This window comes from Vibrio gallicus (assembly GCF_024346875.1).
In the GTDB taxonomy this organism is placed as follows: domain Bacteria; phylum Pseudomonadota; class Gammaproteobacteria; order Enterobacterales; family Vibrionaceae; genus Vibrio; species Vibrio gallicus.
In genome coordinates this window covers 1,673,552-1,699,790 of the sequence record NZ_AP024871.1, presented here as the reverse complement: position 1 = coordinate 1,699,790, position 26,239 = coordinate 1,673,552, and the positions used below count along the sequence as shown (strand labels likewise).

Annotated in this window: 25 protein-coding genes, 1 pseudogene and 1 riboswitch; of the genes and pseudogenes, 17 read left to right on the top strand and 9 right to left on the bottom strand. The window is 44.9% G+C overall.

The window, feature by feature from the left end; translation table 11 throughout:
* Positions 1-147: 147 nt before the first annotated feature.
* Complete coding sequence (locus tag OCU28_RS07835) at positions 148-723, bottom strand: porin family protein (protein WP_261815655.1); 576 nt, start codon at positions 721-723, stop codon at positions 148-150.
* Between the two features lie 675 nt (positions 724-1,398).
* Here OCU28_RS07835 and OCU28_RS16190 point away from each other — a divergent pair.
* A pseudogene (locus OCU28_RS16190) lies at positions 1,399-1,749 on the top strand (membrane dipeptidase); the annotation flags it as partial.
* 107 nt (positions 1,750-1,856) lie between these two features.
* Here the strand turns inward: OCU28_RS16190 and OCU28_RS07825 are convergent.
* On the bottom strand, positions 1,857-2,537 hold the full coding sequence (locus OCU28_RS07825) for a glutathione S-transferase (RefSeq protein WP_261815653.1): 681 nt from the start codon (positions 2,535-2,537) through the stop codon (positions 1,857-1,859).
* 41 nt (positions 2,538-2,578) lie between these two features.
* Complete coding sequence (gene soxR / locus OCU28_RS07820; RefSeq protein WP_261815652.1) at positions 2,579-2,998, bottom strand: redox-sensitive transcriptional activator SoxR; 420 nt, start codon at positions 2,996-2,998, stop codon at positions 2,579-2,581.
* An 87-nt stretch (positions 2,999-3,085) separates the two neighbouring features.
* On the opposite strand from soxR, the gene OCU28_RS07815 reads away from it, so the two are divergent.
* Complete coding sequence (locus tag OCU28_RS07815; protein ID WP_261815651.1) at positions 3,086-3,517, top strand: VOC family protein; 432 nt, start codon at positions 3,086-3,088, stop codon at positions 3,515-3,517.
* Here the strand turns inward: OCU28_RS07815 and rlmF are convergent.
* Complete coding sequence (gene rlmF, locus OCU28_RS07810; RefSeq protein ID WP_261815650.1) at positions 3,514-4,428, bottom strand: 23S rRNA (adenine(1618)-N(6))-methyltransferase RlmF; 915 nt, start codon at positions 4,426-4,428, stop codon at positions 3,514-3,516. The two genes, OCU28_RS07815 and rlmF, sit on opposite strands and share 4 nt — an antisense overlap.
* A 131-nt stretch (positions 4,429-4,559) precedes the next feature.
* Here rlmF and OCU28_RS07805 point away from each other — a divergent pair, with 131 nt between their 5' ends.
* Positions 4,560-5,435, top strand: a complete 876-nt coding sequence (locus OCU28_RS07805) for a DMT family transporter (RefSeq protein ID WP_261815649.1) — start codon at positions 4,560-4,562, stop codon at positions 5,433-5,435.
* 72 nt (positions 5,436-5,507) lie between these two features.
* The gene (locus tag OCU28_RS07800; protein ID WP_261817463.1) at positions 5,508-5,960 is read left to right on the top strand and encodes a DM13 domain-containing protein; all 453 of its coding nucleotides are present in this window, start codon (positions 5,508-5,510) and stop codon (positions 5,958-5,960) included.
* A gap of 34 nt (positions 5,961-5,994) precedes the next feature.
* On the opposite strand, the gene OCU28_RS07795 is transcribed toward OCU28_RS07800, so the two are convergent.
* Both OCU28_RS07795 and OCU28_RS07790 read right to left on the bottom strand, forming a co-directional pair.
* Positions 5,995-6,933: a hypothetical protein gene (locus OCU28_RS07795; RefSeq protein WP_261815648.1), complete on the bottom strand. Its 939-nt coding sequence runs from the start codon at positions 6,931-6,933 to the stop codon at positions 5,995-5,997.
* A gap of 10 nt (positions 6,934-6,943) precedes the next feature.
* Positions 6,944-7,996, bottom strand: coding sequence for an aldo/keto reductase (locus OCU28_RS07790; RefSeq protein WP_261815647.1), 1,053 nt, complete (start codon positions 7,994-7,996; stop codon positions 6,944-6,946).
* 105 nt (positions 7,997-8,101) lie between these two features.
* Between OCU28_RS07790 and OCU28_RS07785 the strand changes: the two genes are divergently transcribed.
* From OCU28_RS07785 to OCU28_RS07770, 4 genes are all read left to right on the top strand, one after another.
* A complete protein-coding gene (locus tag OCU28_RS07785; RefSeq protein WP_261815646.1) occupies positions 8,102-9,019 on the top strand; it encodes an endonuclease/exonuclease/phosphatase family protein in 918 nt (305 codons plus the stop codon).
* Between the two features lie 79 nt (positions 9,020-9,098).
* Positions 9,099-9,196, top strand: a riboswitch (Fluoride riboswitch).
* 161 nt (positions 9,197-9,357) lie between these two features.
* Positions 9,358-10,050, top strand: a complete 693-nt coding sequence (locus OCU28_RS07780; RefSeq protein ID WP_261815645.1) for an iron-sulfur cluster assembly scaffold protein — start codon at positions 9,358-9,360, stop codon at positions 10,048-10,050.
* A 19-nt stretch (positions 10,051-10,069) separates the two neighbouring features.
* Entirely contained in the window at positions 10,070-11,056 is a 987-nt protein-coding gene (locus OCU28_RS07775; protein WP_261815644.1) for a GGGtGRT protein, read from the top strand.
* 156 nt (positions 11,057-11,212) lie between these two features.
* Complete coding sequence (locus OCU28_RS07770) at positions 11,213-12,682, top strand: MATE family efflux transporter (RefSeq protein ID WP_261815643.1); 1,470 nt, start codon at positions 11,213-11,215, stop codon at positions 12,680-12,682.
* Between the two features lie 50 nt (positions 12,683-12,732).
* On the opposite strand, the gene OCU28_RS07765 is transcribed toward OCU28_RS07770, so the two are convergent.
* A complete protein-coding gene (locus tag OCU28_RS07765) occupies positions 12,733-14,292 on the bottom strand; it encodes a SulP family inorganic anion transporter (protein ID WP_261815642.1) in 1,560 nt (519 codons plus the stop codon).
* 292 nt (positions 14,293-14,584) lie between these two features.
* Positions 14,585-17,560 (bottom strand): ribonuclease E, encoded by a 2,976-nt coding sequence (gene rne / locus OCU28_RS07760; protein WP_261815641.1) that lies wholly within the window; start codon positions 17,558-17,560, stop codon positions 14,585-14,587.
* A gap of 589 nt (positions 17,561-18,149) precedes the next feature.
* Here rne and rluC point away from each other — a divergent pair.
* Positions 18,150-19,088, top strand: coding sequence for a 23S rRNA pseudouridine(955/2504/2580) synthase RluC (gene rluC, locus OCU28_RS07755; protein ID WP_261815640.1), 939 nt, complete (start codon positions 18,150-18,152; stop codon positions 19,086-19,088).
* A gap of 69 nt (positions 19,089-19,157) precedes the next feature.
* On the opposite strand, the gene OCU28_RS07750 is transcribed toward rluC, so the two are convergent.
* The gene (locus tag OCU28_RS07750; protein WP_261815639.1) at positions 19,158-19,754 is read right to left on the bottom strand and encodes a Maf family protein; all 597 of its coding nucleotides are present in this window, start codon (positions 19,752-19,754) and stop codon (positions 19,158-19,160) included.
* 218 nt (positions 19,755-19,972) lie between these two features.
* On the opposite strand from OCU28_RS07750, the gene yceD reads away from it, so the two are divergent.
* The 8 genes from yceD to fabF all read left to right on the top strand — a co-directional run bounded on the left by yceD (position 19,973) and on the right by fabF (position 26,169).
* On the top strand, positions 19,973-20,509 hold the full coding sequence (yceD, locus tag OCU28_RS07745) for a 23S rRNA accumulation protein YceD (protein WP_261815638.1): 537 nt from the start codon (positions 19,973-19,975) through the stop codon (positions 20,507-20,509).
* 5 nt (positions 20,510-20,514) lie between these two features.
* Positions 20,515-20,685 (top strand): 50S ribosomal protein L32, encoded by a 171-nt coding sequence (gene rpmF / locus OCU28_RS07740; protein ID WP_017051312.1) that lies wholly within the window; start codon positions 20,515-20,517, stop codon positions 20,683-20,685.
* 9 nt (positions 20,686-20,694) lie between these two features.
* Positions 20,695-21,720, top strand: coding sequence for a phosphate acyltransferase PlsX (plsX, locus tag OCU28_RS07735; RefSeq protein WP_261815637.1), 1,026 nt, complete (start codon positions 20,695-20,697; stop codon positions 21,718-21,720).
* Positions 21,721-21,725: 5 nt separating this feature from the next.
* On the top strand, positions 21,726-22,676 hold the full coding sequence (locus tag OCU28_RS07730; protein WP_261815636.1) for a beta-ketoacyl-ACP synthase III: 951 nt from the start codon (positions 21,726-21,728) through the stop codon (positions 22,674-22,676).
* 66 nt (positions 22,677-22,742) lie between these two features.
* Positions 22,743-23,666 carry an ACP S-malonyltransferase gene (gene fabD / locus OCU28_RS07725; RefSeq protein WP_261815635.1) on the top strand — a complete coding sequence of 308 codons (924 nt, stop codon included), beginning with the start codon at positions 22,743-22,745 and terminating at the stop codon, positions 23,664-23,666.
* Positions 23,667-23,687: 21 nt separating this feature from the next.
* Positions 23,688-24,422 (top strand): 3-oxoacyl-ACP reductase FabG, encoded by a 735-nt coding sequence (fabG, locus tag OCU28_RS07720; RefSeq protein ID WP_261815634.1) that lies wholly within the window; start codon positions 23,688-23,690, stop codon positions 24,420-24,422.
* A 163-nt stretch (positions 24,423-24,585) separates the two neighbouring features.
* Positions 24,586-24,819 carry an acyl carrier protein gene (gene acpP, locus OCU28_RS07715; protein ID WP_004737381.1) on the top strand — a complete coding sequence of 78 codons (234 nt, stop codon included), beginning with the start codon at positions 24,586-24,588 and terminating at the stop codon, positions 24,817-24,819.
* A gap of 99 nt (positions 24,820-24,918) precedes the next feature.
* A complete protein-coding gene (gene fabF / locus OCU28_RS07710) occupies positions 24,919-26,169 on the top strand; it encodes a beta-ketoacyl-ACP synthase II (RefSeq protein WP_261815633.1) in 1,251 nt (416 codons plus the stop codon).
* The last annotated feature ends 70 nt before the right edge of the window (positions 26,170-26,239 follow it).

The window sequence follows — 26,239 nt, the reverse complement described above, 5'->3', positions numbered from 1 at the left end:
CTTACTTCATATAACAGTTGAGTATCGTTTGAAAACGATAATTGATGGGTGTCCGGTTTTTATTTGTTTTATGAGTATTTAAAAGATGCGTTAATTTTGATCAGCGAGTAGTGATAGGCCGACAAAATAGCCGGCCTTTGTATCTGTTTATTTAAAGTGGTAGGTAACGTTTAGATTGAAACCATCTCCTCGAAAATTAACTCCGGGAGTTTCAAAGTCATCATCGAACCTTCGGGTCCATTCGAACCCAACCCCAAAGTTGGACGATTTACCGCCCATTACCCCGATACCAACGCCGTATTGTAGTCCATCTGAGGTTTCCGATAAGTCTCCTATTTTGCCTTCAACTTGCCCATAGCCCACGAGACCATATACCTCAAAGTACTGATCAATGCTGTACACAGGCTTCAACAAAATCGAAAAATCCCTTGATATCTTGGCGCTAACACCTAACTCCTTACTATCATTGAGATTACCGTACCCTCGAAATTCGACCGCCGCATATTCGTAAAATCGATAGCCTAGAATGCCGCCTAAAAGTCCGTTTTCAATATCTTTACTCCCAAAGCCATCCACAGATACTTTAGTATTAATCTGAGTGTAGCTAATTCCGATATATATGTTAGGTGAGTAAGAAGTATCTTCTGCGAGCGCTGGTGTCGTATAGGTGAGCGAGGTAGCAAGGGCGCAGGCGATTGCGCTAGCTTTACCAATATTCTGCATTATAAGTCCCTTTAATGTAGTTTAGCTGACGTTGCCTGTAAATTATGGTTGTTTTTGCTGATGTGGCTGGTTCTGGGGCTAGTTTTTGGTTCTAGGTGTGAGGAAGATCACTATTGGTGCTTAAGCTGGATCTTCATATTCACCGAATTAAAACTTTGTATGTTGTAATTCTTAAAACACCGGACACCCATCACAGTGCTAATACATCCCAACTTAAAAGTTCGCTAGAAACACATGGCGTAATATGCCTATTTTTTAGTTTTTACTCCCTTAATATCTACTACATCGACAGCGAGTTGAATCGCCAAATTATGTAGAGGTATCACCACGAAAAAATTACTATTAGCTACCGCCATTGCCGCATTATCAACGTCTTCATTTGCATCTATAGAGACGAAAGATTGGCATGAGTTTGCTTCTCCAAAAGCGCAAGATTTTGTAAAAGAAACCTTGGTGTTAGATTTCTATGCATCACCGAGTGCAGTGGGGTTTACTGCTGATTCTGAGGTAGCAAAGTATATTGATTTGGCTCATGAGCGCGGCGTGACAGGGGCTTCGGTTACTATCGCTGCGCCACATACTCCTAATATGTTTGCCTTTAAATCTGAGCATGCAAAGTGGACTGCTGCCTCCTCTTCGGCAAAAACGCCTATTCGTTATGTGAATAGTGTGGTCGCGGTGACGGCTACCGAGTTTATGATGGATGGGGTTTGGCCGGAAGACATCTCTCCAAAGCAGTTCGCTGAGATGATAGATGGCGCGGTAAAAGTTGCGGGGATTGATCACGTTGGGATTGCGACCGATGACATGATGACAACCGCTAAAGTTGTGCCGTTTGCGGTCAAAAATGCAGACAAATATGCAGATAATGGATACATGGTAGACGCCTTTGGTAAGGGTGCGACTGGTTGTGCAGAGTTATCTAAGCATATTGCCGGTGTCGTAGATGAGTTATGGAAAATGGGTTATTCAAATGAGGACTTGTCGAAGCTGTTTGCAGGTAACTTAATGCGTGTTTATCAGCAAACGTGGCTGCCAAAAGCTTAGATATTAAAAGCCCAAATACTAAAGCTGAGTCAGCACTGCAGTGGCCAGGGATATGATGTAAGTAACTGGCCTCGATGATAGAGGCCTTATAGCTTTTTCCCAAGGGACAGATATGTATCTTGATGATTGTTTAACCACAGCTCATGATCTTCCATAACCTTTGAAAACATCTGGCTTTGCAGATGGCAATTTAGCCATTCTCGCAGTTTGGGGTAGGGGCTTTGTCTAAACCACTGTTTTTCAACCCGAGCGAATTTTCGTACAAAAGGCAGCACGCCGATGTCGGCTAAACTTTGCTGGTTAGAAAATAAGTAGCTGTGCTCGGTTAATCTTTGTTCCAGTTTATCTAAATAATACTCACAGGTAGTGCGCAGTTGGATAAGCTCTGGTTCGTGATAGCGCTTGGCGCAGCTATAGGCATTGAGTCGGGGAATAAACTCTTGTTCAAATTGTGCAATAAAGTCGAGCATTGACGGCAAGGCGTTAGCGTCCTCAAGGTGCAAAAGGTTGTTAGGGTCATGCCTAGTAAGCGCCCATAACATTACCTCTATGCTTTCTTCTATAACCTGAATCTGTGATGAGTTGGCGCTTTCTATTACCAGCACTGGCACACTACCTTTTGGAGAAGCAAGTAACATCTGTTTGGGTTTATTATCTAGCTTAATCGCCCGAATCAGCACGGCTTGCTGGGCTTTGAATAGCGCCATGCGTGCGCGCATAGCATAGGGACAGTTTTGTAGTGAATACAGTATGAGTGTATGAGGCATATTGTCTGCACAACCTTTCTTAGTCATGGCTTTGCTGGGGATTACCACAGCGCAGCACCAACATGTGTTGCGCCTTGCTCATCTTGCGGATTGTAGAGATGGCACTTACTCATTGATAGACAGCCACAGCCAATACAGTGATCCAACTTCGAATCTAATTTATCTAACAGCTCTCGTTTTTGTTGTAGGCTCTGTTGCCAGATAGAGCTGATATCTTGCCACTGTTTTGCCGTTGGCGCTTTGTGTTTGGGTAAGGTATCAAGGGCTGCCTTTATCTCTTCCAAAGATAACCCAATCTGTTGTGCAACCTTGATAACCGCAATACGTCGTAATACATCTCGGGAAAATCGTCTTTGGTTGCCTTGATTACGAGTCGAAATAATTAATTGTTTTCTTTCATAAAAATGAACTGCAGAGACGGCAATACCTGAGCGCTTGGCTACTTCTCCAACCGATAACATAAATTCAAATTCCTTATTGACCTCAACCTATGTTTAGGTTTTAGGCTGTATTGCATCGAAAGTCAAATCACAACAACAAGGGAAGTTATGACTAAGTTAGAACACGCCAATATCACAGTTCCAAGCATTGATGCTGCAATTGATTTTTTTAAGATTGTGGCGCCAGATTTTAACGTAAGAGCGGATAAATATAATGTGAAAGGAGAGTATCGCTGGGCTCACGTGGGCAACAATGACAACTATATCGCGCTTCAAGAAGCCAGCCAAAAACAACAGCCCCAAGATAACCGTACCCCCTATTTTGATTATGGGGTGAATCACCTAGCTTTAACTGTGAGTGATATCGACGGTATCTGCGCTGCGCTATTGAAAAGAGAGTATATTCGCAATGGCGAGTTATCTGATGAGATAACTCGTAAGCGCGTCTACTTTTTTGATAAAGCAGGGTTTGAGTGGGAACTGGTTGAGTACCTCACTCAAGACCCTAAGCAACGTTATCGCTATGACGAGCAAGCTTAGTTAAAGCGCCATGCCACAAATCGGCTCAGCTTTTGCCCTTGCCCCATATCAATCACCTTGGTTTCAATGGCGTTAAGGGCTTTTAGTTGTTTGGTAAGCTTGGTGACGTTTTCTTTTTTAGATATCAAGGTACTAAACCATGCAACCTGTGTTGCAAATAGCTTGCTCTCTAGCGCCATATTTTTGACAAAGGCTTCTTCGCCACCTGCGCACCAAAGCTCTGCTTTTTGACCGCCAAAATTTAGCCCACTGTTTGAGGACGCTTTTTTAGGCTGGTTGCCACGCTTTAATTGGTTGGCGGCGAGGTTGCGCGCCTTACGTTGAGTGCCTTGCTGGGCCTCTTGCAGGGATTTATGAAATGGGGGATTACACATGGTGAGGTGATAGTACTCACCCGGCTGAATGATGTCTTTGAAGATGTGTTTGGGTGACGACTGCAAGCGACAATCGATACGGTTATTTAGGCGCGCATTATGTTTTACGATAGCTTGCGCAGATTTTACAGAGATAGGGTCAATATCGCTGGTGACAAACTGCCATTTATATTCAGTTGCGCCAATGATGGGGTAAATGCAACTGGCTCCAGTACCGATATCGAGTACGGTTACGTTGTTTTGATCTTTGCTTACAAGCTCTGACAGTCGGTGCACGTAATCAGCGCGCCCAGGAATAGGTGGGCACAGAAACCCCTGTGGCAGATCCCAAAAGGTGATGCCATAGTGATGCATCAGTAGCGCTTTATTTAGTAATACCACAGATTCACCATCAGTAAAGTCGATGGTTTGTTCACCTTTAGGGTTGAGCTTCACCTTAGCTTTTAGATCAGGGAGAGCCTTGCACAGCGCAGCAATATCATAACGCCCTTGGTGCGGGTTATTGGGGTGCAAACCGGGAGAAACTTGTTTTTTCATAGGGTTAGTAACAAAGATATTTGTCAGGAGTTTAGCGCAGTTTATTTTGTTTTAACACAGTGTTGGAAACTTGAGGCAAAGGCTGATATTGTCGCGCATCTTTTCGATTTGTGAACAATATCTAATTATTTATGTCTAGCCGCCATATTCAAACCGCCATATTACTTCTGGTACTTGCCAATTTAATGGCCGCATTCTCGGATGTTTCGCTTAAGGTATTAAATGGGGAAGTGCCAACGTTTGAATATGTATTGATCCGCCAGCTAATGAGCTTGGTGTGTATCACTCCATTGTGGTTAAGGTTGCCTAAAGCTCAGCGTATGGCGGGCTGCTGCAAGTATAATTTTTGGCGGGCGCAATTCATTTTAATTGGCAGTGCCTGCGCCATGATTGCAATTACTCACCTGCCATTGGCAACCGCAAATGCGATGTTCTATGTTGCGCCACTGATGATGTTGCCTCTATCAGCCTTGTTCTTAAAAGAAGTGCCACCTATGACCAAGATCGTCGCGACTGGAGTGGGTTTTGTGGGGGTATTAGTCGTGCTGCGGCCTGATAACTTTCACTGGGCAGCAATTATTGCATTAGGCAGTGCGTTGGCAATGGCAGTGGGCAATATATTGATTCGTAAGCTTCCACAGCAACAATCTGTGGTGGTGACACTGTTTTGGACAACGATTTTAACTCTACCCGGCGCATTGATATTGGCCTTGCTTAATTGGCAGTCGATTGAGCTTCATCATTTAGCATGGATTGCGGCAATAAACTGCTTTGTATTGTCTTATCATGCGTTGGCGGTTTTTGCATACCGTAAGGCTGAAGCGGGTCAAATCGCATTGGCGGAATATTCAGGTCTGGTCTTTGCAACAATTTTCGGCGTGCTTTGGTTTAATGAAGTGCCAGATGTATTAACTAGCCTAGGTATCTTGTTGATAGTCGTACCCTTGATGCCGATACGCTGGAAGAAACAAGCCAAGCCGCATTTAACAGTCGAAGAGTCCGTTTAAGGAAAAATAGCTAATGCTCCTCTAAGCTCAACAGAGCGATAAGAAGGAGATACTACCTTGAAGATTATTCTGATGATGATATCCCACACCCTTATGCTCGGTGTGGGGTTTGCCCTAGGCATTTACCTGCTACCTATCTTAACCGCACCACCTGCGCCTACCGAGCAGATTATTCGCCACTTTGATAGTGCGCAGTTTACTGCCAAATTCAGTAAACAGCGTCAAGACAGTGATTTCTTTCATTGGGGGGAAGGCAAGCTCAATATTAGCACCTCGCAGATAACCTTCATGGGGGATCTGGCTCCGGGGCCGGACTATCGGCTCTATCTTTCACCGCAGTTTGTTGAAACTGAAGCCAAGTTTAATCAACTTAAATCAAAGATGGTGCAGGTTGGGGATATCAAAAGCTTTTCTGGGTTTAGCGTAAACCTAGATAGCTCGGTGGATATTAATAAGTTCAATACGGTGGTGATTTGGTGTGAAAGCTTTGGTGAATTTATTACCTCAGCGCAATACAAAGAGTAGCGCTGAGGTAATTGGCTAGCTTATGGAAACTCGCTTATGGAAACAGGGTGCGTGAAATAAGCTTTTTAAGCAGTAATAAAAACCCGATCGGTAGCAAAATGGTTTTTAGGACAAACAGCGCCATTATATCGAGCAGGTTTTGTACTAAATCTTCCATGCTATTTTGCAGGTGTTCAAACCTTTCACTAAAGCTTTGCTGAGCGTCTGCGCTATCGGGCGTGCTTTCAAACATCTGTGACGCTTCATGCGATAACTGCTTGGCTTTGCTTGCCATTGAATCCCAAAACCCTTGTTCTTCAGTTGCACTTTGGGGTACCTCTGAGGATTCAAGCTGTGGATGTGGATTCGGTTCAGTGTAGATATGCTCCATACCGGGGATCTCACTTTGAAATTGCTTCACATCGGCTTTAATTAGCTGGGTATGTGCGGTTAAGGCTTGAGCTTGATTGTTTAAAAATAACGAATCAATAGCGCCGTTAAGCAGCAGTGCCAGTACCAGGATAAAACGGGTGAGGCAGATAACCACGAAAGAGGTGCGAATAATAGCAACGCTAGCGCCTGAAAGCGGTCGCCATAGGGTTAAGATAAAACCCGCGCCAGAGATGGCAACTAGAATATTAAATATATCCTTAGACACCAGCTGTAACAGGATTTTTTGTAAGCCAAGTGATGCCAAAGCGGTAGTTAACACGGTAGAAGCTGTCTCTAAAATCTCAGTGGCAGGTGATAGTAATTCACCGATACTGACATTGATGATAGCAACGTGAACTTCAGTGCCTTCTAGTAATGAAATGATGGCATGCAGGCCTCGAATTGATGCAAAGGCTACGACGCCTTGATGAAGGGAGGCATCAATCATCTGTTCGGTATAGCCATCAATTAGGCGCAGTGATGCGACAAACATAATCACTATCACTGATAGGGTGATGCCTATCTTCTGGTTGTGGGTTAAAGACTCGAGATCTAGCTTCATGGAACGCCCTTTAGTACGGCATTGGGAATTGTTTAATAACGTCACCTATTTTAGTTAGGGTGTCGTTGTCGAGAGTGATGTCAAAGGCGCTAATGTCTTCTTCAAGCTGAGTCAGGTTCGTGGCACCAATAATGGTTGAGGTCACGCCATCAACCTGGTTACACCATGCCAGAGCAAGCTGCGCTGGGGTGATATTGAGTGAATCCGCAATGCGTATATATTCCGCGACAGCGTTGTGTGAGGCTTGGGTATTGCGGAACAGACCTTGTCGCTGTGCGAGAGTCCAACGACTTCCCTCAGGGCGAGCACCATTGGCATATTTACCACTTAGAACGCCACCACCTAATGGAGACCATGGCAGATAAGCGATATCTTCATGGATACATTGCTCGATAAGATAGGGCCAATCTTTAAGGTTGAGTAAGCTAAATTCATTTTGAATTGAAACCATCTTCGGCAGGTCGTATTGCTGAGACAGTTTAAGGTAGGTAGCAATTCCCCATGGCGTATCATCAGATAACCCGCAGTGGCGTATTTTGCCTGCTTTCACACACTCAGATAGCGCTTGTAGTATCTCTAGCATCTGAGAAGTTTGTTGTTTTGAGTCTTCATCGGAGAAGGTGATCATACCCGGCCATTGCTTACCAAAGTGGGGAGATGTGCGATTAGGCCAATGCAATTGGTAGAGATCCATATAGTCTGTTTGAAGTCGCTGTAAGGAGTTATCTACTGACTGGATAATAGCTTCACCCGTTATTGGGCCGCCGTCACGTATCCAGCTCAAACCTGCGCCTGCTATCTTACTGGCAATAATCAGATTTTGTCGTTGATTGCGGTTTCTCGATAACCAATCACCAATGATAGCTTCTGTCTTACCATAGGTTTTTGGTGAAGGGGGAATGGAATAGAGCTCAGCGGTGTCAATAAAATTAACCCCTTGATTAAGAGCAAACTCTATTTGCTGATCCGCGTCTTGTTGATTATTTTGTTGGCCCCAAGTCATGCTGCCAAGGCAAACGCGGGAAACGTTCAGGTTGCTACTTCCTAGTTTGGAGTATTCCATATGTTATCTCTGTCTTATTTTAGGGCTTCATTAAAGCAAAATTTGTGTAAGGTGTAACCCCCAGACTACAATGCGATAGTCTGCTTGGTTTAATAAGGTTTCCCCTTGATACGTATCGCGAGTCTTAATCTATTCAATTATTTACAGCCACCGGCGTCTTATTATGACTTTGAAAATATCTATACTCAGCAACAATGGCAAGATAAGCAAGCGTGGCTCACTCGAACCTTATTTCAATTAGATGCTGATATTATAGGGCTTCAAGAGGTGTTTAGTGTCGAAGCGCTAAAACAACACCTTTATTCTATTGGTTATGGCTACTTCTATGCGGCTGATGAGCCGAAAGTTGAAGGGGGATATATCTATTCCCAACCGACGGTAGCGATAGCGTCTCGTTATCCAATTGTTGAGGCTAAACCCTTAGAGGTTGACCCTATACTAAAACAGCAGGCCCACTTTGAGTTTAATCGAACGCCTTTGCTAGCCACTATCGCCACCCCTGAACTAGGTAAACTTGACTGCACTGTCGTGCACTTTAAATCGCAAAGGCCGATGGAATTTGATGTGTCGGACATCGCGTCAAGGCATGGACTACAGCAGGTTGAACGTTGGCGCTCTACTGCGCAAAGAGGCATGGAGTCTCGTTACTTGTTGCATCTAATGGCAAAGCAAATGCGAGAGCAAGGGCAACCTCAGATAATAATGGGCGATTTCAATAAAGATATTCACAGTGAGGAATTGAAGTGCTTACTGACTGATGAGGTGGTACGTTTTTTTGATGTCAAAGACTTGATGGCACCGCGCCTAGATACCGCAACCCACTATTATGGAGAGCACGGCAATATCCTCGATTACATTTTGGTTTCAGAAGCGCTGTCATCTAGCAGTGCGCTACAAGTAATCGAAGCCACTAATTATCAAGTATTGGATCAGCATTTAGTTAGTCCTGATTATGCCAAAGATTATATGTCCAGTGACCATGCGCTAATTAGTGTGGATCTAAATGCAATTGAAGTGGGTTAAATTTGGGCTAGCTTAAAAATTGAGCAATCTTACATTGCATGAATGTCCCTTGCCTGCCTATGGATACTCACCTAGATTATTGGGTAACGGTGATGGAGTTCCACCTAATTGAACCGCCAAACAGCTTTGATATACGTTATCAAAAAGCCTTGTTTGGATAATGACTCCTACTAAAATCGAAAACAGCGTTACCCTTTTACTCAAATAGAAAAGGGGGGCATTGGCAATATTGCGCATTCGATTTGGTAGGAAAAGTCGCCAAATCATATCAAACTATCGTTTGAACACTCGCCTTAAGCTGTTTTCCCAAGTTTTAAACTAACCGAGCGGAAAACAACATGCATTACACCGACGAAATTCAATCAATGTGCCCGATTCAACGTGGCGACCTTCATGCATCCTCTCCTATCCCTGTTGAGGGAAGAATGATCAACCCGAAAGAGGTTATCGCAATCTCTGGCCTAAGCCACGGTGTTGGTGCTTGTGCGCCGCAACAAGGCGCTGCAAAGCTGACTCTAAACGTTAAACAAGGCATCATTGAAGAAGTGCTAATCGAAACGATTGGTTGCTCAGGCATGACTCAATCTGCGGCAATGGCGTCTGAAATATTAACGGGTAAAACCATCCTTGAAGCAATGAACACCGATCTCGTGTGTGATGCAATCAACGTTGCAATGCGAGAAATCTTCCTTCAATTTACGTATGGCCGTTCACAATCTGCTTTCTCGGAAGGTGGCTTAGAAGTAGGTGAAGCCCTAGAAGATCTAGGTCAAACCCTACGTAGCCAAGTGGGTACAAGCTATGCCACTAAAGCTAAAGGTGTACGCTACATGGAGATAGCGGAAGGCTATGTGACACGTATGGCACTAGACGAGAACGATGAAGTTATCGGCTATGAATATATGAACTTGGGTAAATTTATGAAGGCAATCACTGCCGGCGTTGACGCAGACACTGCTCTACAACAAGCATCAGGCACCTACGGTCGCTTCGATGAAGCAGTGAAAACCATTAACCCACGTCAACAGTAATTCTAAAGAGGATTGAATCATGAACCAAGCAACTCAAGCTCTACTAGCCGAAATGAACATGAACTCTTTAGAAGAAGCGTTCGCATATTGCCAAGAATTTGGTATTGATACTCGCACTCAAGTAATGGAAACCCAACCGATTGCCTTTGAAAGTGCCGTTGAGGCTTATACCCTTGGCACTGCATACGCACTATTTACCGACTGTCAGTCATCTATTGAAGCGGCAGAAGCGATAGGTAAAGGTCTACAGGCTTCTTGTAAACCAGGTAGTGTTGCCGACCAACGCCAGGTTGGGATTGGACACGGGGCACTGGCGGCACGTCTACTTGATGAAAAGAGTACTTGCTTTGCATTCCTCGCCGGTCACGAATCTTTTGCAGCCGCAGAGGGCGCTATTAAGATTGCACTTAACGTGAATAAAGCACGTACTGCACCCCTTAAGGTTATTCTTAACGGCTTAGGTAAAGATGCGGCGTATTTGATCTCGCGCATCAACGGTTTTACCTATGTACGCACTCAATATGACTACGATACTGGCGAGCTTAAAGAAGTTGAACGTCGCCGTTTCTCACAAGGGCCTCGCGGCGAGATTGATTGCTACGGCGCTGATGAAGTACGTGAGGGTGTGGCTATCATGCGCCGTGCTGGTGTGGATGTCAGTATCACAGGTAACTCAACCAACCCAACCCGCTTCCAACATCCGGTAGCAGGTATCTATAAAGCCGAATGTAACCGTGATGGACTGCCTTATTTCTCGGTAGCATCAGGCGGTGGTACTGGTCGTACTCTACACCCAGATAACGTAGCGGCAGGTCCTGCTTCATACGGTATGACTGATACTATGGGCCGTATGCACGCTGACGCTCAGTTTGCGGGTAGTTCTTCGGTTCCAGCCCACGTCGCCATGATGGGCTTTATCGGTATGGGCAATAACCCTATGGTAGGCGCATCTGTTGCTTTAGCCGTGACCGTTGATGAGGTACTTCGTGCTAAGCGAGCTGCTTAATAGCGTTAAAGAAGGGCTTAGGCACTTGTAAATATAATGAGTCGCAGCTGATGAGCATTTAAGTCGGTCGAACCTTTGGGTTCGGTCGGCTTTTTTCGTTTAAGCGTAGAAAAATACGCCATAATCGATAGGGGAACTATAAAGTAAGGGATGACAGTGGCGCAACAGCAAGCGAAGTTTGTCGAAGGCTCTACCATGAAGCATATCTTGACCATGTCGGGTGCAGGTTCAATTGGTTTGATGTCGCTGTTTATTGTTGATCTAATAGACATGATGTTCATTAGTATGTTGGGACAGGTAGAGCTTGCCGCCGCGGTGGGCTTTGCCGGTACATTGATGTTCTTTTCTACGTCTATCTCCATTGGTACCTCTATAGCCATGGGTGCGCTAGTATCAAAAGACCTTGGAGCCAAACGGGTTGATAATGCGCGTCAGCTCGTGACCAACGTGTTAGTTACTGCGTTTTTAGTTAACGCCATAATTACTGCTGTGATGACCTACTATATCCCTGAAATGCTGTCTTTAATTGGCGCTAAGGGTGAGGCGTTAGCACACGCCAAAGACTATATGTATATCTTACTTCCTACTACCCCCGCGATTGCACTAGGTATGGCGGCGGGGGCGGCGCTTCGAGCCGTAGGAGATGCCAAGCGATCGATGATGGCTACCATATGGGGCGGGGTTGTGAATGCAATTCTAGACCCGATATTTATCTTCTTGTTTATGTGGGATGTGCAAGGCGCGGCGTTTGCATCTGCGATTTCACGTTTTACTGTATTGGCTTTTTCATTGTGGCCCTTGATTCGCCAGCATGATTTAGTGGGACGATTTGATTTTTCGCAGTGGCTAGTCAGCCTAAAGCCGGTGGGCTCCATTGCAATTCCAGCGGTATTTACTAATATCGCAACCCCAGTTGGGAACGCTATTGTTACTAGCGGTATTGCTAAATTTGGTGAAGATTACGTAGCAGGCTTTGCGGTTATTGGGCGGCTGACTCCAGTGGTATTTGCGGTTATTTTTGCTTTATCCGGCGCGGTTGGGCCGATCATAGGTCAAAACTATGGGGCGAATCGTGTGGATAGGGTTAAGGAAACGCTATTAAACTCCTTGCTGGTAGTGACGATCTATTGCATAGCGGTGAGTGGGATCTTGTATCTTCTACAATCACATATTGTGTCTGGATTTAACCTAGTCGGGGATGCTGACTTAATAGTGCGTGTATTTTGTACCTATATTGCGATTACATTTGTGTTCAATGGCGCGCAGTTTGTTGCTAATACCTCATTCAATAATCTAGGAAAACCACTTTACTCAACGGCTCTAAATGTAGGAAAAGCAACCATTGGGACGATTCCATTTGTCTATTTTGGTGCGCAGTGGTTTGGTGCAGTTGGGGTGCTATACGGTCAAGCACTTGGCTGTGTTGTATTTGGTATTATTGCTTTGATAGCCCTTAGATACCATATCTATCAGTTGGATTGCTCAGCTTGCAGTAAAGATGAGTTAGATGAAGGTTTGCAAAGCGTTAATATGCAGCCGTTTTGTACCCACGATGCGACGGTAATGGAGGAGTTAGCGAAAAACGACTCGGCACTACTTGAGGAATCTAAGGTATACCATAAATAGCAATTATAGATAAAAAAATACCCAACACTGGGTTGGGTATTGATATGGATTTAGCCGGCGAGTATATCGGTCACCACTTTATAATTCGGGTCTTCTTTGACGTTGATCTCTACTAGGCTTCCAGCCTTATCAAGTAGCGCTCGACAATCTTGGCTGAGGTGACGAAGGTGGAGAGTCTTACCCACTGCGGTATAACGCTCAGCAAGGGTCTCAATCGCCTCAATAGCAGAGTGGTCGGTAACCCGAGAGTGAGCGAAGTCTACAATGATATCTTTTGGATCGTTGTGCGCGTCAAATAGGTCAAGGAAGTTGGCTGCTGACCCAAAGAATACGGGGCCATTAACATGATATTCTTTTGAACCCTCATCATTAATATGGCTCGTTGCATAGATGTGCTTGGCATGATTCCACGCAAACATCAGCGCTGATGCGATAACACCTACCGCAACCGCAATGGCGAGATCGGTCAGCACGGTGACCACGGTAACCAGTATGATAACGAAAAAGTCTTGCTTAGGTACGCGCTTGGCAAGCTTAAAGGTTGCCCATTCAAATGTGCCAATAACAACCATAAACATCACCCCAACTAATGCCGCCAGTGGGATCATCTCAATCAGCGCGGAAGCAAATAGGATAAAGCATAGCAAGGCTAATGCAGCAACTATACCGGACAGACGCCCACGACCACCTGAGTTTACGTTGATCATTGATTGACCAATCATCGCACAACCACCCATAGCACCGAATACAGAGCAACTGAGGTTCGCAATGCCTTGACCAACACACTCACGATTACTTTGGCCACGGGTATTGGTCATTTCATCGAGTACGGTAAGGGTTAATAACGACTCTATGAGTCCAATAGCGGCCAGTACAATAGCGAACGGTAAAATTATCTTTAGGGTTTCGAAGGTTAATGGTACCTGCGGCAGGGCAAATGTGGGCAGATTGCCAGCAAGGGTTGCCGCATCGTTGCCCGACATAGAGCGTAAGAAATCGACTACGGTACGCGTCTCTAACCCTAGAGCATGTACTAAAACGGTCACGCTCACTATGGCAACTAAGGAAGAGGGGACCGCGGTAGTGAACTTAGGTAGAAAAAAGATAATCGCCATGGTCAGTGCAACTAGGCCAAACATGATGCTCAGCTGATCGCTTGGTAACCATGTCATTACGCCAGCAATATTTGGCGCCTTAAATTGCCCCAATTGCGCAAGGAAGATAACAATCGCTAGTCCGTTTACAAAACCAATCATAACCGGATGTGGCACAATTCGAATAAACTTACCAAGTTTAAATACCCCCGCTAGGACTTGAAATAGGCCAGCGAGCATAATGGTGGCGAATAAATATTGCACCCCATACAATGCAACTAGGCTAACCATAACCACGGCCATTGCGCCGGTTGCACCAGAGATCATCCCCGGACGTCCACCAAAGATGGAGGTCACAAGTCCAACGATAAATGCCGCGTATAGACCTACCATAGGGTCAACGCCGGCCACAAATGCAAAAGCTACCGCCTCAGGGACTAAAGCAAGAGCAACGGTTAAACCAGACAAAATATCATTTTTGATGCTCTGGCGAGAGAACTGCGGAGATTCAAACATTAATGTATCCGTTTTTACAATAATTCAGTTAAACCATAGCGTTTTCTATGACTTAACAAGGTGAAATTTCATTCTGTTACAAAATGATATAGTTGGCGGATACTAGCCGAAAGTGTGAGCAAGTGCAATTGATTGCTGTATCAATGTTTTCAGATATGAACGTATGAAGGGCATGGACCACTAACATCGTGGACAAAATGTGTTGTTTTAATGCATGGGTAATCATTGGCAAAAAAAAGAGTCAACCCTAAGGTTGACTCTTTAAATCACAGTAAATAATTATACCATTATTTTAGCTCATGGTTTTCGCCATTGCTGAGCCTGCTTGACTGGTCGCCGCTTGGCTACCTGCGCCTTTGACTTGATATTGAGAGTCACGCAATGGCGCGGCTTCTATTTCAATGTCTTTAGCGAAGTCAGGTCCAGATGCTTTGGTCATTGGAGACTGGGCATGACCTTTAACCGTCATTGAAGTCTTAACCTTAGCGACTGGAGCAGGAGCCTTAGCTGGTGCAGGTTTCGCTGCGGGTGCCGCGGCTTTAGCTGGCGCTTTTACAACTGGTTTTGCAACTGCTTGGGTTGCAACTACAGGTTGAGCCGGCGCTTTAAATTGAGCGACAGACTGTACTACTGCAGGGATAATCAGTTTTGTTTCCGCTTTAGGGGCGTCGACAACTTTTGCTTTGAGCGGAGCATTTGCTAGCGCCTTGCTAAGGATAATAATCTTACCCATAGCCATTTCAGGCTTAGCGACACCACTAAAGATAGACTTTGACTTGTTAGGGCGACGCTTTCTGCCTTTGTACAGGTCATATTTAGGTATTACTTTACCCATTGCCATCTCAGGAGAGGCAACCCCACCCTTGCGTAGGCGGAATGGGTTTGGTCTGCGATCACGACCACGGCGACGACGTTGTCCACTGGCACGTAGGTGGCGCGGTGAGCGACGGTTACGGCGTTGTTTATTGCCTTCACCTTTAGCTTGAGTTTCAGCCTCTGGTGATTTTGGCGCTTCAACTGTTGCTTCCACAGATTTCGCTTCAACGGGTTTTGTCTCGGCTACTTGTGGTTGCGCAGCGACTGGTTTTTGCTCAGTTGCTTGTTGGTCTTTAACGCGTACTTGACGTTTTAACTGACGACGTTGGCGACGCTGCTTAACCTGACTTGTTTTAACTTCAGATGCATCTTTGTTGTCAGTTGCTTCAGGGCGCTCAGCAGCTTGTTTAGCAAGTTGTTTGCCTTGCTCTTCCACTTTGCTGGTTTGAACTGGTTTCTTCTCGTTGTGATTCTTGCGCTTGTTATCAGTGCGCTTGTCTTTACGAGGAGCCTCTTTACGAGAATCAGAGCGTGTAGTGTCAGTTGAACGAGTATCTTGTTCACCGTCTTTTTCAGTATTACGGTTACGATTGTTGTTCTTACGACGATTATCACGAGTGTTACGACGGCGATTGTCATTGCGATCGCGACGTTGTCTCTGCGGTCCGTTCTGCTTCGGTTCAGGTTTTTCTTCTTTCACTTCTTCTTCAGAGCTAAATAGCCCTGCGATAGCTGAAATGATACGAGAGATAAGACCCGGTTTTTCCGCTTTTGGCTGTGCCGCTGCAACTTCTGCTTTTGGAGCCGGTTTCGGCGCAGGAGCAGGAGCAGGAGCGTTTTGAGATGGAGTTGCAAAGCCTTGCAATGCTGGCTGCTCGATTTTCTTCGGTGCAGCTTCAACTTCTGCAGGTTCACGAGCTTCCGCTTCTTTCATTGCTTCTAGCTTGCTAGGTAGCAGGTATGAAAGTAGGTTTTGCTCTTCACCATCACGAACACGGATAACCTCAAAGTGAGGGGTTTCCATATCCGAATTTGGAACGATAGTAACCTTAACTTCTTGCGAGCGCTCAATGTGGTTAACACTGCGACGTTTCTCGTTCAATAGGTAAGATGCGATAGAAACAGGAACCACAGCTAATACTTGGCAAGTGTTATCTTTTAACGCTTCTTCTTCGATAAGACGAAGTACTGATAGAGCTAATGATTCGTTATCACGAACCACACCTGTGCCGCTACAACGAGGACAGATGTGGTGGCTTGCTTCAGCAAGAGATGGGCTCAAGCGTTGGCGTGACATCTCTAATAGACCAAAGCGAGAGATTCGACCAATCTGAACACGTGCACGGTCAAGGCGCGCAGCTTCACGGATACGATTTTCTACTTCACGCTGGTGGCGAACAGGCGTCATATCGATGAAATCGATAACCACTAAACCACCTAGGTCACGTAGACGTAATTGACGAGCAATTTCATCGGCCGCTTCTAGGTTAGTATTTAGGGCTGTTTCTTCAATATCGCTGCCTTTGGTTGCACGAGCAGAGTTGATATCGATTGAGGTCAGTGCTTCAGTAGGGTCAATAACGATTGAGCCACCAGAAGGAAGACGAACTTCACGCTGGAAAGCAGAATCGATTTGGCTCTCAATTTGATAATGGCTAAATAGTGGTACTTCACCGTCGTATTTTTTAACACGGTTGACGAAGTCTGGACGCACTAGTTGGATGTGTGCGCGAGCACGCTCAAAGATGGTGTTGCTATCGATAAGTATTTCACCGATATCACGGCGTAAATAGTCACGAATTGCACGCACAATCACGTTGCTTTCTTGGTGGATTAGGAAAGGTGCTTGACTCGCATCAGCCGCCTCTTTAACCGCTCTCCAATGGTTTAGAAGTACGTTTAGATCCCACTCTAGTTCTTCGGCACTTTTACCTACACCTGCTGTACGAACAATTAAGCCCATACCTTGAGGTAACTCAAGGGTGTTAAGTGCAGCCTTAAGTTGAGTACGCTCTTCACCTTCGATACGGCGAGAAATACCGCCAGCACGAGGGTTATTTGGCATTAGAACTAGGTAACTACCGGCAAGAGATACGAAGGTTGTAAGAGCAGCGCCTTTGTTACCGCGCTCTTCTTTTTCTACCTGTACAATTACCTCTTGGCCTTCTTTAAGCACTTCTTTAATGCTTGGACGACCTTGGTAGGTGTAACCTGCTGGGAAATAATCTTTAGCCACTTCTTTAATAGGAAGGAAACCGTGTCTTTCAGCGCCGTAATCAACAAATGCAGCTTCTAGACTTGGTTCTATGCGGGTGATACGTCCTTTGTATATGTTTGCCTTCTTAGATTCATGGCCAGGGCTTTCGATATCGAGATCGAACAACTTCTGTCCATCAACGAGGGCAACACGCAACTCTTCTTTTTGAGTAGCGTTAATCAACATTCTTTTCATTAAATATCTCGTTGTATTTCTTTCAGTGTTTTTAAGTTCGTCGCTGAAATCTTTCGATGGTGCTGATCCCGTGGTTAACTGTGCAACCTCACGGCTGGAAGGGATGCTCATAGGCACTTTTGTCATCATATTCTCGTGTAATTAAGGATATGATCTGCGAAAAGGTGCAGTCGAACTCTGCATCGAAAGGTTGAGGTCGCGCGACATGTCTGTTCAATTTCAATGTCTTATGCCTTCGCAGCACTGAATCAGAGAACAATCGACCTCGAACTTATCATTCAATAAATGGCTAGTTAATCTACAGATTTGTTATTAGCCTAGATACTGATTGACGAACTATAACAGTGTCACTAATGCACAGCAATCAGCTTTAGGGTAAAGCGGACTAAAAAAACTAAAAAATGATAAATAATGTGCTGTATGTGTTTGATTTATAGTCGTTAGTGAGCCAGCTGTCAGAAACAAATAAATTATCGCCGAAAGTTGTACACAGCTTTTCAAGTATTTGTTCTACCGCGCGGGGGGTAAGTAAATTAGTTTCGGATTGAAAAATGTGAACTCCAACACGGTTGAGTGATAGACTACCCAGATGAGTGATATAAGAACCCAAGTTCAGTTTGTTGAAATCGATGACGACATGGCTGGACAGCGAATTGATAATTTTCTTCGCAATCAATTAAAAGCGCTACCTAAAAGCATGGTTTATCGAATCGTGCGCAAGGGAGAAGTGCGTGTAAATAAAAAACGCGTTAAGGCTGAATATAAGTTACAAGCTGGGGATACGGTTCGTATCCCGCCTGTGACTTTGCCTAAACAAGAAGAAAACGCTGCGGTAAGCACCAAGCTAAATAAAGTGGCTGAATTAGAATCATGCATCGTATTTGAAGACGAGCACATATTGGTGCTCAACAAACCTTCAGGGACAGCGGTGCATGGCGGTAGTGGATTGAAGTTTGGCGCGATTGAAGCGCTGAGAGCCTTACGCCCACAGGCGCGCTTTCTAGAGCTGGTGCATCGTATTGATAGAGACACATCTGGCCTGCTATTAGTCGCTAAGAAGCGTTCAGCTTTGCGTCACCTGCAAGCCCAGTTTAGAGAAAAGACCGTACAAAAATACTACTTTGCTTTGGTTATGGGTGAGTGGAAGCCGAGCATGCGCAAGGTGACAGCACCCTTATTAAAAAACGAAGTAAACAGTATTGTCCGTGTTAATCCTAATGGGAAACCGTCAGAGACACGCTTTAAGATTATAGAAAAGCTTAAACAGGCTACCTTAATTCAGGCGAGTCCCGTAACTGGGCGAACTCATCAGATCCGTGTTCATGTTCAATATACTGGTCACCCTATCGCTTGGGATGACAGATATGGCGATCGCCGTTTCGACGCATACACGGCAAAGGTTGGGTTAAACCGTTTGTTCTTACATGCTGCGCATATTAAGTTTGTGCATCCAGGCAGTGGGGAGACCATGGAGCTCAAAGCGCCAATGGAAAAACGGCTATTAAAGGCAATCGAAGGGCTGCGTTAGTTTAACGCTGGCGTTGTTTACTCAGGGTTACAGCGCCACTGTATTTTAGATTGAATCCGTTACTGCATATCAAGGATAGGTTTTTAATACCTCAACCCCGGTATCTTCCAACATCGCGATTAAGTCAATTAAAGGAAGCCCGATGAGCGTATTCGGGTCTTTGCCTTCAAGGGCGCTAAACAAGGCAATGCCAAGTCCTTCACTTTTAAAGCTTCCGGCACAGTTAAGAGGCTTTTCTATGTCGACATAGGCTTCTATTTGCTGCTTGGTCAGGGTTCGAAAGTGAACCACAAAGGTATCAACGCAGGTTTTGCACTCGCCAGTCGCAGTATCAAATAGCGCTAATCCGGTATAGAAGGTGATAGATTTGCCACTTTGCGCGCTAAGTTGTTGTATCGCTTTTTCGCGGGTATGGGGCTTACCTAATATTTGGTCATCAACCACACATACCTGATCTGAACCGATAATTAGATGGTCGCCTGCGGGGAGCGAGCAAGATTGAGCTTTACCACTTGCCAGTCGGGTAACCAATACCTGTGGTGATTCTCCTTGCAGTGGTGTTTCATCAAAGTTTGGTTTAACACAGCTAAAGGGAAGGGGGAGCTTTTTAAGGATCTCGGCCCTAAATGGAGATGTGGAAGCTAAAATCAGTGATTTGACAGTCATTGCTACTATTCTGGTCTGTTTTATTTTGTTGTACAAACTAGCAGATTTTTCAGCGCGTTGTAGTAGAATTAGGAAGCTTCCTGTTAGGAAAGCTAAAATAGGTGGGTTAGGTAATTACTTAACTCTTAAATCATGCTCAATAGAATGTACAAAAAATGAGTAATTTTTTGTTGTTTTCCTTTGACTAAATTCAATTTCAAAGATAATATTCGCGCCCTATGCAAAAGGTAAAAATACCGCGAACGGTTGACCCCGGTAAAGCAGCTCAGAAACGATTGGACTACGATGGCATCATCCAAACCAGTCTGCTTAAGCGCTTAGCAGAGTCAGTCGATGGCGTAAAACGCAACGCAGAAGTCACATTGTCATTTGACCTAGATGAACAACGATTGGTCGTTATCTCTGGTAAAGCTAACGTCGAAGTCGATTTAGAGTGTCAACGCTGCAATGGGATTTTCACACACTTGTGTGAAGTTCAATTCGTCTACACCCCTAATAAAGGGGAAAAGACCGAGGAGAACGCACCGGAAGAGTACGATTTGGTAGATCTGAACGAGTACGGTGAATGTAATCTCATACAGTTAGTTGAAGACGAGTTCATTCTAAACTTGCCTCAAATTGCAATGCACGACACATCTGAATGTAGTGTTGATTCAAATAACTTGGTATTTGGTGAGCTTCCTGAAGAAATTGAGGATGATAAGCCAAATCCGTTCGAAGTTTTAAAAAGCTTAAAAGCAAAGACAAAGGAGTAGGGTCAATGGCCGTACAAAAGAGCAAAAAATCACGTTCAATGCGTGGCATGCGTCGTTCACACGATGCGCTAACTACAGCTGCACTATCTGTAGACGCAACTTCAGGTGAAACTCACCTACGTCACAACGTGACTGCTGACGGTTACTACCGTGGCAAAAAGGTAATCAACAAGTAAGGTTGCCTTTTGCGAACGATTACCGTTGCACTTGATGCAATGGGCGGGGATTTCGGTCCCTGCACAACAGTGCCTGCCGCCGTGCAGGCATTGTCTATTCTCCCAGAGCTGAAAGTCATTTTAGTTGGGGATCATTCCCTTATATCTTCTCAACTCTCTTCTATTGGGGCTTATCCCAAAGACCGCATTCAGATCCAGCATGCTGATAAAGTCATTTCAGACGAAGAAAAACCGTCGAAATCTTTACGTCATGGCAAGGGCAGTTCAATGTGGGAAACCGTCGATCTTGTTGAATCAGGTCAAGCTCAAGCTTGTGTAAGCGGTGGCAATACTGGCGCTTTAATGGCTTTATCTCGCTATCGCTTGAAATTACTTCCAGGTATAGAACGCCCCGCATTGGTTTCAGCGCTGCCTACACGCAGTGGTCAAAAGGTGTGGTTGCTCGATCTTGGCGCAAATGTGTCAGTTGAGGCTGAACAGTTGTTTCAGTTTGCGATTATGGGACAAGCACTTGCAGAGCAACACCTCAACCGCGAACCAAGGGTGGCTATCCTGAATGTCGGGGAAGAAGAGGTAAAAGGGAATGATTTAGTTAGATCTTGCGCTGAAAAATTAACGAATACACCGTCTATTAATTATACTGGTTTTGTAGAAGCACACCATCTCCTTCAAGATGAAGCGGATGTCGTGGTTTGTGATGGGTTTGTCGGAAACGTATGTTTAAAGGCATCTGAAGGTGTGGCAAACCTGTTCCTTGAACAGCTGCGCCGACACATGTGTCAGTCTAGAATAAAATCATGGTTGGCAAAAATATTCTTTGGTGGGTTAATTTCTGACCTTAAAAAGATGAACCCCGACCAGTATAACGGTGCAAGTTTGCTAGGATTGCGCGGCATTGTCATCAAAAGTCACGGAAGTGCGGATAAAACTGCTATCATCAATGCAATTCTAGAGGCAGTTCACGAAGTCAAGCGACAAATACCAAGTCGTATTAGTGATCGTTTGGAAACCGTTTTACTCGAGAGGCAACAATAGTCTTCATGTATAGCAAAATATTAGGCACAGGCAGCTATTTGCCTTCACAAGTACGCACAAATGCGGATTTAGAAAAAATGGTCGAGACCAGCGACGAGTGGATCGTTGCTCGTACGGGTATCAAAGAGCGTAGAATCTCAGCGCCAGATGAATCTGTTGCCGACATGGGCTTTATTGCCGCTCAAAATGCAATTGAGATGGCTGGTATCGATAAAAAAGATATCGATCTCATCATTGTTGCTACCACAAGTAGTAGCCATGCTTTCCCATCTTCTGCTTGTCAGATTCAAGGTATGCTGGAAATTCCAGGCTGTGGTGCATTTGATATCGCCGCTGCGTGTACCGGTTTTGTATATGCCCTATCTATTGCAGACCAGCATATTCGTTCAGGTATGTGTAAAAACATCTTGGTAGTCGGCGCTGATGCCCTGTCAAAATCTGTAGAAGATATTGACCGTTCAACCGTTATCTTATTTGGTGACGGTGCTGGTGCAGTCGTGGTGAGTGCAAGTGAAGAACCAGGCATTCTATCTACTCATTTAGGGGCCGATGGCCGCTACGGTGATTTGTTAAGTTTAGAGATGCCAGTTCGTGGTGGTGAAGTTGATAAATGGCTTCACATGACAGGCAACGAAGTATTCAAGGTCGCGGTAACTCAGCTCTCACGTTTGGTTACCGATACCTTAAAAGCCAACGACATGCAGAAGGAAGAACTGGATTGGTTAGTACCACATCAAGCCAACCTTCGTATCATCTCGGCAACAGCGAAGAAGCTGAAGATGTCAATGGACCAAGTGGTTGTCACCCTTGATCGCCATGGTAATACTTCAGCAGCGACAGTTCCGACTGCTCTTGATGAAGCAGTTCGTGACGGCAGAATTAAGCGTGGCCAAACCTTACTACTAGAAGCGTTTGGTGGCGGGTTTACATGGGGTTCAGCCCTAGTTAAGTTCTAACTAATCTGATACCAATGATTTGGTAAAGAAGTGCTTCGGCACTTCTTTTTATATACAGGAAAAATTATGAGCAAATTTGCAGTTGTTTTCCCAGGACAAGGTTCTCAAAGCCTGGGTATGTTAGCAGAGTTGGGTGAGCAACATGAGGTTGTAAAACAGACTTTTGCACAAGCTTCTGAGGTTCTTGGTTATGACCTATGGGCACTAATTCAAGACGGCCCAGCGGAAGACCTAAATCAAACCCAACGTACCCAGCCAGCTCTTTTAGCGGCATCGGTTGCGATTTGGCGTGTATGGAATGAGCTTGGTTTAGAAACCCCTGAGCTTATTGCTGGCCATAGCCTTGGTGAATACTCTGCACTAGTATGTGCAGGGGTTATTGATTTCGAACAAGCAATAAAATTGGTTGAGCTACGTGGCAACCTAATGCAAGAAGCCGTACCTGCGGGTACTGGAGCTATGTACGCAATCATTGGCTTAGGTGATGAAGAAATCGCTAAAGCATGTACTGACGCGGCACAAGGTGAAGTTGTATCTCCTGTTAACTTTAACTCACCTGGTCAAGTCGTTATTGCGGGCAATAAGGATGCAGTAGAGCGTGCTGGTGCACTTTGTAAAGAAGCCGGTGCCAAACGTGCATTGCCACTACCTGTTTCTGTACCGTCTCATTGTGCATTAATGAAGCCTGCAGCAGATAAGCTTGCAGTAGCCCTAGAAGAGATTGAATTTAACGCTCCATCACTGCCTGTGATTAATAACGTTGATGTGATTGCTGAAACAGACCCAGCTAAAATCAAGCATGCTCTTGTTCGCCAACTGTATAGCCCAGTTCGTTGGACTGGTACAGTACAATCTATGCATGAGCAAGGCGTAGAAAAGCTTCTTGAGATGGGACCAGGTAAAGTATTGACGGGCTTAACTAAGCGTATCGTTAAGTCTTTAACCGCAGCACCAGTGAATGACGCAGCGTCTTTAGAGGCTGCTAAGTAAACCAATTTTTTGGAGAAACAGATGAATCTTGAAGGTAAAATTGCACTGGTTACTGGTGCAAGTCGTGGTATCGGTCGCTCTATTGCTGAGACTTTAGTTGAGCGCGGTGCTACCGTTATCGGTACAGCAACCAGCGACAATGGTGCTGCGGCAATCTCGGAGTATCTTGGTGAAAACGGTAAGGGTATGGCTCTGAACGTGACAGATCCAGAATCTATCGCGGCTACGCTTAAAGCCATCAACGAAGAGTTTGGCGCATTAGATATTTTGGTTAACAACGCAGGTATTACTCGCGATAACCTATTGATGCGTATGAAGGACGATGAATGGACTGACATCATTGATACTAACTTAACTTCTATCTTCCGTTTGTCTAAAGCCGTACTACGTGGCATGATGAAGAAGAGATGTGGCCGTATTATTAATGTGGGCTCGGTTGTTGGTACTATGGGTAACCCTGGTCAAACTAACTACGCTGCAGCGAAAGCGGGCGTTATCGGTTTTACTAAGTCTATGGCACGTGAAGTTGCGTCTCGCGGTGTAACAATTAATACCGTTGCACCAGGATTTATTGAAACTGATATGACTAAAGCACTTAACGATGAGCAACGTGCTGCTACACTATCATCAGTGCCAGCAGGTCGTTTAGGTGATCCTCGTGAAATAGCAACAGCAGTGGCGTTTTTAGCGTCTCCTGATGCGGCATATATCACAGGTGAAACACTGCACGTTAACGGCGGCATGTACATGGTTTAATTTTGTGCATTATTGGCATGATATAAGTCAATAATGCATATAAAATCGGTCATAATCACAAGATTTGTGGTTAGACCAGCAAGGATAACCTTGCAACTTTCTTACTTTCGAATAAACTACGCAAAACATCGCATTAGGCGACTTCTTGTATAGGAAATAAAAAATGAGCAATCTTGAAGAACGTGTAAAAAAAATCATTGTTGAACAACTTGGTGTTGACGAAGCTGAAGTTAAAAACGAAGCATCTTTCGTTGATGATCTTGGCGCTGACTCTCTAGACACAGTTGAGCTAGTAATGGCTCTAGAAGAAGAGTTCGACACTGAAATCCCAGATGAAGAAGCAGAGAAAATCACTACTGTTCAAGCTGCTATCGATTACGTAACTAGCGCTCAGTAAGTTTATCCTCAGGCGGTCTACCTTGACCGCCTGATTCTTCCAAGTTTTCCTTTCACTGTTTTATCTAATCCCTCTCAATCAATAATCCGGAGTATTATCGTGTCCAAGCGTCGTGTCGTTGTTACTGGTATGGGTATGTTGTCACCGGTCGGCAACAACGTAGAATCTTCTTGGAAAGCCCTGCTATCTGGTCAAAGTGGTATCTCAAACATTGAGCATTTTGACACAACCAATTTCTCTACACGCTTTGCAGGTCTGATTAAAGATTTTAACTGCGAAGAGTATATGTCTAAAAAAGAAGCCCGTAAGATGGATTTATTTATCCAATACGGTATCGCAGCAGGTGTTCAAGCTTTAGATGATTCTGGCCTAGAAGTCACAGATGAAAACTGTGCACGCGTAGGTGTAGCTATCGGTTCTGGTATCGGTGGTCTTGGTTTGATTGAAAATGGTGCCAAAGTGCTTGAAGAAAGAGGACCACGTAAAGTAAGTCCGTTCTTCGTACCTTCGACTATCGTAAATATGATTGCAGGTAACCTGTCTATCATGCGCGGTCTTCGTGGCCCTAATATCGCCATTTCAACAGCTTGTACTACTGGTCTACATAATATTGGCCATGCAGCACGCATGATCGCTTACGGTGATGCAGATGCAATGGTAGCTGGCGGTGCTGAAAAAGCGTCTACGCCTCTTGGTATTGCAGGCTTTGGTGCAGCTAAAGCGCTTTCTACCAACAACGAAAATCCACAAGCAGCGTCGCGTCCATGGGATGCAGACCGCGATGGCTTCGTTTTGGGTGATGGTGCCGGTGTTATCGTATTAGAAGAATATGAATCAGCGAAAGCTCGTGGTGCAAAAATCTACTGTGAACTAGTTGGTTTTGGCATGAGTGGCGATGCTTACCACATGACCTCTCCAAGTGAAGATGGTTCAGGTGGTGCGCTTGCAATGGAAGCGGCGATGCGTGACGCAGATATTACGGGTGAACAAATCGGTTATATTAATGCTCATGGCACTTCAACCCCTGCTGGTGATGTAGCGGAACTTAAAGGCGTTAAGCGTGCATTAGGTGAGGCTGGCGCAGCTCAGGTTAAGGTTTCTTCTACTAAATCTATGATCGGCCACCTACTTGGTGCTGCTGGTTCTGTAGAAGCGATCATTACGATTAAGGCACTGATTGATCAGGTGGCTCCACCAACAATTAACCTTGATAACCTTGACCCAAGAGTTGAAGAACTAGGTATTGATGTGGTTCCAAACCAAGCTAAAGAGCTAGATACTGAATATGCTCTTTGCAACTCATTTGGTTTTGGTGGCACAAACGGCTCTTTAATCTTTAAAAAGATCTAAACCCGAAAAAATTCACTAGAATTATATAGGTCAGACTCAATTTCCTCGGAAGTTGGCTCTGGCCTTTTTT